The sequence below is a fragment of the Polyangium spumosum genome (genome assembly GCF_009649845.1).
GTDB lineage: Bacteria > Myxococcota_A > Polyangia > Polyangiales > Polyangiaceae > Polyangium > Polyangium spumosum.
This window is the reverse complement of the sequence record NZ_WJIE01000001.1, coordinates 791054-802363: the sequence shown is the minus strand read 5'-3', so window position 1 is coordinate 802363 and position 11310 is coordinate 791054. Positions and strand designations below refer to the sequence as shown.

Here is an 11310-nt window from a genome sequence, read left to right as displayed (position 1 = left end):
GGCTCGCGTCTTCAGGGCTGTGAGCGGCGAAGAGGGCCGCCCGAACCAGGGAGAGACGCCATGAAAGAAACCTTGCTCCAGGTCGACGGGATGAGCTGCCCGTCCTGCATCCGCCACATCAACGACGCGCTCCGCGGGATCGACGGCGTCGAGGAGGTCGACGTGAAGCTCGGCGAGGGCACGGTCGTCGTGAAGCACGATCCGTCGAGCGCGCCGATGAGCGCCCTCGTCGCGGCGCTGCGCGACGCCGGTTACGAGGCGCGCCCGAACGCCGCCTGAAACGCTGCAATCGCCGATGTGCCCGCCCGGCGCTCGAGACGTCCGGGCGGGCTCGCGCTGGCGCCGCGGCCTCTACCCGGATCCCACCGTGAACCTCATGGTCGCCTGGGGACCATGATGGAGGAGCGCGAGACGAGTCGACGACGCTTGATCGGCGCCCTTCTCTTGCTGGGCGTGCTCGTCGGCCTGACCGCCTCGGGGGCGGCCCACGCGATGGTGACGGAGGCCATCGCCGTGCTCACGGGCATGCTCGCGCGCCACCCGATCGCGGCGATCGGGTTCTTCGTCCTGCTCGCGGCGGCCTCCGCGATGCTCACCTTTTTCTCGAGCACCGTCCTCATCCCCGTGGCCCTCCACGCCTGGGGCGCCCCGGCGACCTTCGTGCTCCTGTGGCTCGGATGGCTCGCCGGCGGCGTCATTGCGTATGGGGTCGGCCGCGGCGCTTTTGGCCCGCTGCTCGGGCGGGTCGTGCCGCGCCAGCGCATCGCCGCCTACGAGCGCCGGCTCTCGGCCGACACGCCGATCTGGGTCGTCCTTTTGCTCCAGCTCGCGCTCCCGTCCGAGCTCCCGGGGTATTTGCTCGGCACGCTCCGGTATCGCTTCGCTCGTTACCTGGTGGTGGTCGGCGTCGGGGAGCTGCCGTTCGCCCTCGGGAGCGTGTTCCTCGGCGAGAGTTTTTTGCGTGGTGATACGGTGACGCTCGTCGTGGTGGGGCTTACGGGGCTCGTCCTGATTGGTCTTGCAGCGTCGGTCTTGCGCCGTCGGCTCAAAGCGCCGTGATCAGCCGCAGGACCCTTCGCCGCAGCTCATCTGCGCGCCGTGTTTTTTCGCGGCCGTCGTGGTCGCGGCGGGGGCGGGGGCGGGCTCCTCGGCAGGCGGAGCCGCGGTCGCGGTCACGGGCGAAGGCGCGGGCGCTGCGGTGGCCACCTTCGCGGCGGGCGGCGCCGTGGTGGCGCGAGGCGCAGCGGCCGGCGGGGCCGCCGCGGTTGCCTTCGGCGGAGCTGCGGGGGGCGGGGCCGCCGCGCTCGTGGCGGGCTCCACGGCTGCGGGCATTGCCTTCGCCGGGGGCGGGCTCGCGGCGGGGACCTCGGCCACCGGCTTCACCTCCGCGCCGCCCGGCTCGGCCGGAGACGTTGCGCAACCCGCGATCATCACTCCGGCCCCGAGGGCGGCGAGCGTCTCGTAAATGCTCTTCGTGTTCATGGCAAAAGCTCCTTCCTCGATGGCGCAGGCTCAACCGAATCTCGCGTCCGGATCGATACCATCCGCCTTCATCGCCGCCGCGTCCGCGCGATCGGCCACGGTCCCCTTCGGGTGCTGGTACCAGCCCTTGGGATCCGCGGTATCGGGGTTGTCGCGGACCTTCAGGATCGTGAACATCCCGCCCATGTCGATCGAGCTGAACGGGCCGGCTCCGCCGCCCATGGGGATCGAGTTCTTCGGCACGGGCATGCCCATCTCGGCCATCTCGCCCATGCCGGTTTGTCCCATCGTCATGTAACCGGGCAGGAGGCTCTGCACCTTGGGGTCGATCTTCCGCGCGTCGGCGCCCACCATGACGGGCATCCCGTGGCCCATCTGGTTCATCACGTGGTGGGTCATGTGGCAATGGAAGGCCCAGTCGCCGAGCTCGTCGGGGACGAACTCGATGACCCGCGTGCTGCCGACGGGCACGAGCACGGTCGTATCCGGGCGACGCGCCGAGACCGGGATCTCGCCGCCGTCGGTCCACGTCGTCTCGAAGGTGAGCCCGTGGAAATGGATCGGGTGGTGATCCATCGCCGAGAGGTTGCCGAAACGGATCCGCACGCGCTCGCCGCGTCCCACGACGAGCGGCTCCGTGCCGGGGAACGCCTTCGAATTGAAGGTCAGCACGTTGAAATCGGTCATCTCGTTCGGATCCGGCCGCCGCGAGCCCGGCGTGATCTTCCACTCGTGTGTCATCAGCACGAAATCCCGATCCACCGGCGGGCCCTTCGGCCGCCTCGGGTGCACCACGATCATCCCCATCATCCCGAGCGCCATCTGCGTCATCTCGTCGAAATGGGGGTGATACATGTACGTCCCGGGGTGGCGGAAGGTGAACTCGTAAACGAACGTCTCCCCGGGCTTGATCGGGCGCTGGTTCAAGCCCGACACGCCGTCCATCCCGTTCGGCAGGATCACGCCGTGCCAGTGCACGGTCGTGGGCTCGGGCAGCTTGTTCGTCACGTAAAACCGCACGTGATCCCCCTCGACGACCTCGATCGTGGGCCCGATCGTCCTGCCGTTGTAGCCCCAGCAATCCCCCTCGAGCCCCGGCGCGAAGGTGTGCTTCACGGGCATGGCGACGAGGTGGCCGATCTTCAGGCCGCCCTTCTCCTTCAGGGGCAACGTCACGCCGTTCGGCGTGACGACCGCGGGCTGGCCGCCCGGGAAGACGGCGCGCTTCGGCGAGGGGCGCGAGGGCGCGGCGCCCGGTTTGGTTTCCTGGCCGAACACGTCTCCGGCGAGCAAGGCGCTGCCCGCGGCGACTCCGAACTGAACGAATTTACGGCGGTCCATGGGGTTTCTCACCTGCAATCAGTGGCCGGCCTCGGCGCTGCCGCCGCCGGAAGGGGTGTTCGAGGGCGCCGCGCCGGCGGGGCCGAGGGCGAGGCCGCGGTGGCGGCCGGCGAGGATCTGATCGAGGGCCGCGCGCGCATTCCAGTAATCGAGCAGCGTCTCGACGTAGGTGATGCCCGTCTGCGTGACCTGGCGCTGGCTCTCGAGGACCTGAAAGACGCTGACCTGCATGGCGTTGTATTGCAGCAGCGTCTCGGCGAGGGCCTTTTCGCGCGCCGGCAGGACGGCCTCGCGGTAATGACGAGCGCGCCGCCCCGCGGATTCGACGCGGTTCAGCGCCGATCGCACCGTCGCGCGTAGCGACGTGGCGGTCGCCAGGTACCGCTCGCGCTGGGCGCCGAACTCCGAACGGGCGCTCAGGACCGTGCCCTGGTTGCGATCGAAGATGGGCAAACCCACCGTCACGTGGCCGCCGATCTCCCACGCGAACCCGTCCCGCTCGCCGTGGAACCCGCCCGAGACGTGGGGCAGGGTGCCCTCGGTCTGCGCGAGCCCGGCGCGCTTCGAGGCGACACGCATACGCGCCTCGAGCTCCTGGAGCTCGAAGCTCGCCGCGACGGCGCGCTGCTCGACACGCTCGGGCGCGACCTCCTCGGCCGGCGGATCTGGCAGCGGCGCCTCGACCGTCCAGTCGGTCTGCTCGCCGGACAAACCCAAGGCGACGTTCAGGTCTTCCCGGGCGTCGAGCAGGCGGTTCTCCGCCTCGGCGACGTCGATCCGCGCCGACTCCACCGCCGCCCGCTGCGTGGCGAGGTCGACGTCGGGCAGGTTGCCCACGCGGTGCAGCTCCTCGGCGGCGGCATAACCGGCCTGGAACGCCTTCAGCGCGCGGACGCGCAGGTCGAGCTCCTGCCGCCGGGCCTGGACCGTGTAAAACGTGGTGCGGGCGCCGTACGCCGTATCGAGCACCCGGCCCGCCACGCGTAGCCGCTCGGCCGCGAGCTCCGCCTCGGCGACGCCCTTGCGGAGCGGCAGGATCAGGAGCCCGGTGAGGTTGTATTCGATCCCGATGTCGAGCTGGAGCGGCTGCGCGGGATCGTTCGGGCGCCGGACGCCGAAGTCGATCTCGGGGTTCGGCGGCAAGCCGGCCTGAACGAACCGACCGCGGGCGATACCGATCTCGTAAAAGGCCGCCCGCAGGTCGCGGTTCTGCGCGAGCGCGATACGCACGGCGCCGTCCGCGTCGAGCGGCTTCGACAGGAGCTTCGGCACCTCGGCCGCGGTCTTCTCCCAGTCTTTTTCGTCCTGCGGCACGGACGCCGCGAGATCGCGCCGGTTTCGCGCCGCGAAGATGTCGTTCACCTCGCCCACGTGCTGGGGTAGCGTCGCGCTCGCGCAGCCGGCGGACAGGCCCAGGACGAGCGTGAGCGCGGAGAACGAAAAAAAGGACCTCGTCGTCATGGCAGGTTCCACCGGGTCAATGGTTGTGGCCGCTGTGGCCGCTGTGGCCGCTGTGGCCGCTGTGGCCGTCGTGGTTTCCGTGGCCCGCGTGATTGCCATGATCGTGCCCGCCGTGCGGGTGCCCGCCGCCGCCCGGCGCCGCCTCCTGCGACTCCGGCAGCACGCAGGGTTTTCCCGGCGCGCAGACGCTCGCCTCGGTCGGACGCGAGGCCACGAGGACGGTCGCCACGGGGGGGCGGGGCGCCGGCGGCGCCGCGAGAGACGCGGGCGAATCGGGCTGGAAGGCCGAGGGCACCTCCGGCCCGCTGCAAGCGGACGCGAAGAGCAGGGCGAAGAGGCCCAAGCTGGACGGGATCGTGGACTTCAAGGTGGTTCCTCCGCGAGCGGATCGGCCGAGCCGCCGGGGCGCGGGCCCTCGGCTCGACCTCCTGCCCTGCCGACGCACGGGGGCGCAGGCCATTACAGTCGTCTGTGTGGGCTCGGTTCGCCACGGGGCCCGGTCGTGATCGATCGGCCCCGCGCGGCCGGCCGACATCGCGTAAAGTCCCCCGCATGAGTTCGCCCGCCTCCGAGCCCGAGATCCACCACCGCACCCTCGACGTCGGCGAGGTCCGCCTGCACATCGCCGAGGCCGGCAGCGGCCCGCTCGTCATCCTCCTGCACGGGTTCCCCGAGTTCTGGTATGCGTGGCGCCGTATCCTCCCGGCGCTCGCGCAGAAGGGGTTTCACGTCGTCGCCCCCGACATGCGGGGGTATGGCCGTTCCGACAAACCCGCCGGCGTTGATGCCTACGGCACCCGCCACCTCGCCGGGGACATCGCCGGGCTCGTGCGCGCGCTGGGCGAGCCGCGGGCCTCCGTCGTCGGGCACGACTGGGGCGCGGGCGTCGCGTGGTGCTTCGCCATGGCCCATCCGGAGCTCCTCGCGCGGCTCTGCGTGATCAATGGCCCGCACCCCGCGCGCCTCCTCCGGGACGGGATCCGCTCGCCGCGGCAGCTCGCGCGGAGCTGGTACATGTTCGCCTTCCAGCTCCCCGCGTTGCCCGAGCGCCTGCTCGGCCACGACGACTACGCCGGGATGCTCGAGGCGCTCCGGAAGGAGGTCCGCGGGCCGAACGTGCCGAGCGCCGAGGACCTCGAGCGTTATCGCGAGGCCTTCGCGGAGCCGGGCGCGCTCACGGCCATGATCAACTATTATCGCGCCGCCGTTCGCCGGAGAGACCAGGTCCGGACGCGCCGCATCGACGCCCCCACGCTCGTGCTCTGGGGCGACGAGGACCGTTACCTCGGCCGCGAGTTCGCCGATCCGGGCAGCGACCTCGTGCCGGACGTGCGTATCCAGCACGTCCCGGGCGCCACCCACTGGATCCACCACGAGCGCCCCGAGCTCGTGACCGCCGAGATCGCGGCGTTTCTCCAGAACGACGGCGCTTGATCAGGCCGCCTCGGTCGCCCTCGCCGACCCGAACGGCAACGTCACCGTGAACGTGGCGCCCTCGCCCGGCGCGCTGAGGACGGCGATCGTCCCGCCGAGCGCCTCCACGATGGCCCGGACGATGTGCAGGCCGAGCCCGAGCCCGCCATAACTCCGCTCCGGCACGGCCCGCTCGAAGCGCCCGAAGATACGCTCCTGGTCCTCGACCCGGATCCCGATGCCCTGGTCCTTCACGGTGAGGGTCGCGGTCCGCTCGTGCACCACGATCTCGATGCAGATGGGCTTTCCAGGGCCGTATTTCAGCGCGTTCGAGAGCAAGTTGTCCACCACCTGCTCGACGCGTAGCCTGTCCCAGAGGCCCTTCGCCGAGGCTGGCGCGTGGATCACGAGCGGCGAGCCCACCCGCGCGGCGTCGAGCGCGAACCGCTGGCACACGTCGCGCACGACCTCGACGAGGTCCACCTCCTCGTGCACCACCGAGAGCTTCCCCGCCTGGATCCGCGTCGCGTCGAGCAGGTCCGTCGTGAGATCCGTCAGGCGCCTCAATTGCCGCTTGGCCACGTCGACCACGCCCTTGACCGTCTGCACGTAAGGCGAATCGGGCTGCTTCGTGGTCGCGCGCTCCAGGGACTCGAGCCGGAGCAGCAGCGGGGTGAGGGGCGTCTTCAGCTCGTGGGAGGCGATCGAGAGGAAATCGTCGCGGGCGCGCACCGCGTCCCGCAAGAGGACGACGAGGCGCGCATTCTCGTAGAGCGGCCAGGTGATGTTCGCGACCTCCCGGCAGAGCTTCACCTCGTCGTCCGCCCATCGCCGCGGCGTCGCCGTGTAGGCCGAGAGGTACGCGACCCACGCGCCATTACGGAAGATGGGGGCCATGAGGATCGCCGCGACGCCGTATTTGCCATGAACGCGCTCGTAATCGTCCCGCATCCGCGGGTCCGTGGCCGTATCGTTCACGACGATCACGTGCCCCTCGTGGATCTCGGCGAGCGTCCGGCCCCAGACGTCGAGGGGAAAACGCCAGATGTCCCGGGGCGTCGTGCCATAAGCGTATCCCGGGACGTGCACGACCTCCTGGGCGGCCTGATCCACGAGCACGAGCCCCGCGCCGTCCACGCCGAGCCGCTCTCCGAGCCGCGACACCGCGCGCCCCGCGAGCGCCGCGGGATCGTCGAGGTGCAGGAGCTCGGCTTGCAGGGCGAGCAAGAACTCGCGGCGCTCCTCGAAGCGCTTTTTTTCGGTGATGTCGGTCGAGATGCCCGCCACCAGGCAGGGGCCTCCGTCGGGCGCGGGCAGAGGGAATTTGATGGAGAGGTACGTGTGGGGGCCGTCCGGCAAGAGGAGGATCTCTTCGGTCTCCAGCGGGGCGCCGCGTTCGCGTACGACCGCGTCGTTGGCGGCGAAGACGTCGGCCGTCTCGCGCGACAGGAAGTTGCGCTCGTGTTTGCCGAGCATCACCTCCCGGGGCCTGCCATAAGCGCGCTCGGCGTGCCGGCTGATGAGCAGCAGGCGGCCCTCCGCGTCCTTGATGTAAATGGCCGCGGGCGCGTGATCGACGATGGCCTGGAACTGCGCCTGGTTCTGCCGGAGCGCCTCGGCGAGCGCCTGGGCCCGGTCGCGCTCGGCGGTCGCTTGCGCCCGCGCGACCGAGAGGACGGCTCGCTCCACGCGCTCTTCCTCGATCCGCGCGACGACCGCCGCGGCGAGGAACGCGATCGCGTGCGACGCGACGACCGTGAGGAGCACGTAGACGGAGAAGGAAAACGGGAGGCTGTAGAGGCTCGCGGCGCTCCCGAGGCGCAAGGCGACGGCGAGCGCGAGCGGCAAGCACGTCGCCACGAGCAGGAGCTTGCGCAAGAGGACGCCGCTCGATCCGCCTCGCAGGAGCGCCGCCATGACGCCCCGCTCGGGCGTGAGGGTGATCGCGGAGAGCGCGAGCAGCAGCACCGCGACGGCGCTGGGGATGGCCATGCCGAGGATGCGGGTGACGCCGAAGAGCACGATGACGCCATAGAGGTGCCCCATGAGCGCCAGGAGCGAGAGCAACCCCCCGACGGTCGCGAGGGGCTGCGTCCACGCGCGTGCCCGCGGCGATGGCCGTGAAGCGGTGAGCAAGGCGCTCGCCGTGAAGCTCGCGACCAGCGCCGTGTACAGCGACATCCGGCCGGGGAAGGGGTCGGGCGTGTGGCGGTGGACCGCGTCCGGGAAGAGCAGGTCGTCGACGAGGTCGATCCCCATCGCGTATTCGGCGAGGATGACGAGGGTCAGGCCGAGCGACGCGGCGGCGAAGGCGCGGCCCGCGAAGGCCCGCCCGCCGCTTTGCTGCCGCGGATCCGGGCGCGCGCAGAGCACCGCGAGCCCCTGGAGGAGGAGCGTCACGGCGGACATGGGCATCATGGGGGGATAAGGCGTCTTCCAGCCGCACAAGCCCGGGATGTCGAGCGCCCAGCCGAGGAGCGTGCAGCCGGTGACGACCAGGACCGCGGCGCCGAAGAGCAGGGGCAGGCGCGCGACCGAGCGGGAAAGGGAGGCGGGGCGCGCCCGAGCCTCTGCGGAGCCATGCAGGTGAAGCTGTCGAGCTTGATCGGACTCCCACGCCATTTCGTACAATTTACAATATCAACGGCAAACGTCAGCGAGGTTCTGCGGATCGGGCCTTGCGCGTGTCGCCGGCAGGGCGCGCCCGTCCCCCGCCGCGGACGTTTCACGATGTTGCGCCCCCTGAAACACGCGCGTCGCAGCGGCGCTGCGTCGCGCGAAAGGATCGAGTCGTTTCGCGGGTGTACGCGGTGGCATGGCGCCTGCAACGAGGCGCCCTCGAGAGGAATCCAGCGTCATGCAAGGCTTCACGCCTCTGCCCGCCCTCCTGGGCGGCATGCTCATTGGTCTGTCTGCTTCGGTGCTCTTGCTCTGGAATGGTCGAATCGCCGGGATCAGCGGTATGGTCGCGGGGATCGTCCTGCCGGGGTCGAGCGAGCGCTCCGAGCGATTGCTCTTCCTGCTGGGGATGCTCGGCGGCGGCGGCGTGCTGCTCGCGCTGCGGCCGGAGAGCTTCCCGCCGGCGGGCAGCATCCCGATCTCGTTCGCGGTGGCCGCCGGGCTCCTCGTCGGGTTCGGGACCCGGCTCGGTAATGGTTGCACGAGCGGGCACGGCGTCTGCGGGCTCTCGCGCCTGTCGGCCCGCTCGCTCGTCGCGACGTTGACGTTCATGGCCACGGGCATCCTCACGGTCTTCTTGGCCCGCACGTTTGGGGGAGGTCTGCGATGAACCTCGGACATCAACGACGCGGCGCCGCGCTCCTCTCCGGGCTGCTCTTCGGCGCGGGGCTCGCGCTCTCGGGCATGACGTTGCCCGCGAAGGTGATCGGGTTCCTCGACATCACGGGCGACTGGGACCCGAGCCTGGCGTTCGTGATGATGGGCGCCATCCTCGTGCACTTCTTCGCGGTCCGGCTCGCCCGGAGGCGCCCCGAGCCCGTGCTCGGCGGGGGCTTTCAGCTCCCGAAGAAGAAGGACCTCGACACGCGCCTCGTCGTGGGCGCGGCGATCTTCGGGGTCGGCTGGGGCCTCGCGGGGATTTGCCCCGGGCCCGGCCTCGTGAACTTGCTCGCGGGGGACCTGGGCGCCGTGGCGTTCGTGGCGGCGATGGTCGTGGGAATGGGGGCGCAGCACCTGCTCGTCGAGGCGCGTGCGGGGAAGCCGGCGCCTTCGCCGGGCGGCGTGAAGGCTACTTCCTAGCGGCCTTCATCACCTCGCCGATCTTCTTGCCGAGCTCGTCGAGCTGCTTCTTGTAGTCGTCCATCTGCGCCTGGTGCTTGTCCGCGCGGGCCTTGGCGTCGTCCTCTTTGGCCTTGTCCTTGGCCTTGACCGCCTCCTCGGCCTCCTTCGCCGCGGCCTCCTTCTGCAGGCGCTCGTTCTCCATGAGCCGGCCGAGGGCGATGCGCTTGTTCGTGTAGGTGCCGGGGTCCTCGGGCTTGATCGTGATCACCTTGTCGTAGAGCTCGATCGCCTTCTTGAGCTCATCGGCGACGATCGGGGCCTTCATGTCGCGGGCGCCGCCCCGGCGCGCGGCGAACTCGGCGAGCCACGCGAGGGCCATGCTGTCGTTCGGGTTCAGCTTGATGGCCTCGTTGTAGCTCCGCTCGGCGTTCGCCGTGTCGTTCTTCTCCATGTAGACGCTGCCGAGGTTCGCGTAGACCTCGGCCTTCTTGGCCGCGTCGGGCTTGAAGTCGAGCGTCTTCAGGATGGCCTCCTCGGCCTTCGCGAGGTCGCCGGCTTGCTTGTGGCTGACGGCCTTCTTCTCCCAGACCTTCTCCTGCTTGGGATCGGCCTCGAGCGACTTGCCGTACTCCTCGGCCGCCTTGGCGAAATCACCCGCGGCGAGCGCCTCGTCGCCCGCCTTGAGGTGCGTGACGGCGGGGCCCTTCGGCTCCTCCTTGCAGGCCGGAGCCCCTGCGAGCGCGAGCGTGAAGGCGAACCACAGGACCTTGGTGCGAATCTTCATAGGTGACCCCTCGGGGCGAACGAATGCCCGAACACGTTCGCTACACCTCGCGCGAGCCGCCCACAAGAGGTTTTTCGAGGGGACCGCTCAGGTGATGCGCGCGAGCATTTCGACCCAACGCGTCGCCCGCACCTCGCCGCCCTCACGCGCCGCCACGAATTCCGTCCGCGCCCCTTCGCCGTCGCCCTGGAAGAGGCGCACCAGGCCCGAAACCCATCGCTCTTCCGCGGTCGTCGCGTCGGCGGCGCGTAACCAAGGAGGGCCCCACGCGGGCGTGTTCTCCCAGAACCCGGTCGCGGTGATCGCGGGATCTTTCTCCCAGACCTCGACGCGGGGCAGGTCCCTCCAGATCGCGTGGCAAAGGATCTGAAAGCCCATGAAAGGGAGAAAGTCCGACTTGCCGCGGAGCGCGAGGAGCTGCTTGCCGAATGCGGCGTCGAGCCCCCGCGCGCGCGCCGCGAGGATCTTCACCTCCGAGACGGCGAGGTTTTCGGGCAAGAACCCGTTCACGTACGCGAGCATGCGCGGATACTCCTCGCGGCTCATGACGAAGCGCGCGACGCCGACGAGCGGCATGAGCCGCGCCGGATGCGAGAGGGCCCGATCCACGCGACGCGCGACCTCGAGGAGCTGCTCGGCCATGGCGTACTGGACGAACTCGAGCACGTACCCGCCGTACCCCTGATCGAGGCAGATGCCAGCCTCGGGATACCGCGAGACGGCCGTGATCTCGCCCGCGGCGCCGGTCTCGGCGACGATCCCCTTGGCGAGCGTGATGCAGTCGAAGACATGGTTCTGCTCGACCTCGGGCATCCAGGCCCAGAACTCGGGCCGGACGTACGAGCTGCCCACACCCGAAGCCGCAGCGAGATCCGTCAGGTTGTTGTCCTGCTCGCCCGTGGCGTACTTGTAGGAAAAACCGTCGGTCCCGCAGATGTAACGGCCCATGAGGCGCTCCTCGTTCGAGGTGCAACGAATATCGAGGGGGGAAGGGGACGTCAAGGAGGGGGCGCGCGCGCGCCCCGGGGGGGGCGCGCGGGCGGCGCGAAGGGCGGCGGGGGGGCCGGAAGGGTAGGGGGGCGGGGCGT

12 protein-coding genes are annotated in these 11310 nt (G+C 70.3%); 5 read left to right on the top strand and 7 right to left on the bottom strand.

Annotation, left to right across the window (positions count from 1 at the left end; genetic code table 11):
• The first annotated feature begins 60 nt into the window (after window positions 1-60).
• Window positions 61-279 carry a heavy-metal-associated domain-containing protein gene (locus tag GF068_RS03435; RefSeq protein WP_153817825.1) on the top strand — a complete coding sequence of 73 codons (219 nt, stop codon included), beginning with the start codon at window positions 61-63 and terminating at the stop codon, window positions 277-279.
• Between the two features lie 147 nt (window positions 280-426).
• On the top strand, window positions 427-1059 hold the full coding sequence (locus tag GF068_RS03430) for a VTT domain-containing protein (RefSeq protein ID WP_170319280.1): 633 nt from the start codon (window positions 427-429) through the stop codon (window positions 1057-1059).
• Here the strand turns inward: GF068_RS03430 and GF068_RS03425 are convergent, their stop codons facing one another.
• From GF068_RS03425 to GF068_RS03410, 4 genes are read right to left on the bottom strand one after another with little or no spacing between them, the layout of a single operon-like run.
• On the bottom strand, window positions 1060-1482 hold the full coding sequence (locus GF068_RS03425; RefSeq protein WP_153817823.1) for a hypothetical protein: 423 nt from the start codon (window positions 1480-1482) through the stop codon (window positions 1060-1062). It lies immediately after the preceding gene.
• 30 nt (window positions 1483-1512) lie between these two features.
• A complete protein-coding gene (locus tag GF068_RS03420) occupies window positions 1513-2823 on the bottom strand; it encodes a multicopper oxidase family protein (protein WP_153817822.1) in 1311 nt (436 codons plus the stop codon).
• Between the two features lie 18 nt (window positions 2824-2841).
• Complete coding sequence (locus tag GF068_RS03415; RefSeq protein WP_153817821.1) at window positions 2842-4284, bottom strand: TolC family protein; 1443 nt, start codon at window positions 4282-4284, stop codon at window positions 2842-2844.
• Between the two features lie 16 nt (window positions 4285-4300).
• Entirely contained in the window at window positions 4301-4651 is a 351-nt protein-coding gene (locus GF068_RS03410; RefSeq protein WP_153817820.1) for a hypothetical protein, read from the bottom strand.
• 185 nt (window positions 4652-4836) lie between these two features.
• On the opposite strand from GF068_RS03410, the gene GF068_RS03405 reads away from it, so the two are divergent.
• Window positions 4837-5718 carry an alpha/beta fold hydrolase gene (locus tag GF068_RS03405; protein WP_153817819.1) on the top strand — a complete coding sequence of 294 codons (882 nt, stop codon included), beginning with the start codon at window positions 4837-4839 and terminating at the stop codon, window positions 5716-5718.
• Here the strand turns inward: GF068_RS03405 and GF068_RS03400 are convergent, their stop codons facing one another.
• Entirely contained in the window at window positions 5719-8319 is a 2601-nt protein-coding gene (locus GF068_RS03400) for an ATP-binding protein (protein WP_153817818.1), read from the bottom strand.
• 235 nt (window positions 8320-8554) lie between these two features.
• On the opposite strand from GF068_RS03400, the gene GF068_RS03395 reads away from it, so the two are divergent.
• Entirely contained in the window at window positions 8555-8986 is a 432-nt protein-coding gene (locus tag GF068_RS03395) for a YeeE/YedE family protein (RefSeq protein ID WP_153817817.1), read from the top strand.
• The gene (locus tag GF068_RS03390) at window positions 8983-9456 is read left to right on the top strand and encodes a DUF6691 family protein (RefSeq protein ID WP_153817816.1); all 474 of its coding nucleotides are present in this window, start codon (window positions 8983-8985) and stop codon (window positions 9454-9456) included. The genes GF068_RS03395 and GF068_RS03390 overlap by 4 nt, the downstream gene beginning before the upstream one ends.
• On the opposite strand, the gene GF068_RS03385 is transcribed toward GF068_RS03390, so the two are convergent.
• Both GF068_RS03385 and GF068_RS03380 read right to left on the bottom strand, forming a co-directional pair.
• On the bottom strand, window positions 9446-10222 hold the full coding sequence (locus tag GF068_RS03385; protein ID WP_153817815.1) for a tetratricopeptide repeat protein: 777 nt from the start codon (window positions 10220-10222) through the stop codon (window positions 9446-9448). The genes GF068_RS03390 and GF068_RS03385 overlap by 11 nt on opposite strands.
• A gap of 87 nt (window positions 10223-10309) precedes the next feature.
• Complete coding sequence (locus GF068_RS03380; RefSeq protein WP_153817814.1) at window positions 10310-11170, bottom strand: hypothetical protein; 861 nt, start codon at window positions 11168-11170, stop codon at window positions 10310-10312.
• Window positions 11171-11310 lie beyond the last annotated feature (140 nt).

Coding starts and splice junctions, on each gene's coding strand:
- GF068_RS03425 (WP_153817823.1), bottom strand. CDS start 1,482: ATGAACACGAAGAGCATTTACGAGACGCTCGCCGCCCTCGGGGCCGGA.
- GF068_RS03380 (WP_153817814.1), bottom strand. CDS start 11,170: ATGGGCCGTTACATCTGCGGGACCGACGGTTTTTCCTACAAGTACGCC.
- GF068_RS03405 (WP_153817819.1), top strand. CDS start 4,837: ATGAGTTCGCCCGCCTCCGAGCCCGAGATCCACCACCGCACCCTCGAC.
- GF068_RS03415 (WP_153817821.1), bottom strand. CDS start 4,284: ATGACGACGAGGTCCTTTTTTTCGTTCTCCGCGCTCACGCTCGTCCTG.
- GF068_RS03400 (WP_153817818.1), bottom strand. CDS start 8,319: ATGGCGTGGGAGTCCGATCAAGCTCGACAGCTTCACCTGCATGGCTCC.
- GF068_RS03395 (WP_153817817.1), top strand. CDS start 8,555: ATGCAAGGCTTCACGCCTCTGCCCGCCCTCCTGGGCGGCATGCTCATT.
- GF068_RS03385 (WP_153817815.1), bottom strand. CDS start 10,222: ATGAAGATTCGCACCAAGGTCCTGTGGTTCGCCTTCACGCTCGCGCTC.
- GF068_RS03435 (WP_153817825.1), top strand. CDS start 61: ATGAAAGAAACCTTGCTCCAGGTCGACGGGATGAGCTGCCCGTCCTGC.
- GF068_RS03390 (WP_153817816.1), top strand. CDS start 8,983: ATGAACCTCGGACATCAACGACGCGGCGCCGCGCTCCTCTCCGGGCTG.
- GF068_RS03420 (WP_153817822.1), bottom strand. CDS start 2,823: ATGGACCGCCGTAAATTCGTTCAGTTCGGAGTCGCCGCGGGCAGCGCC.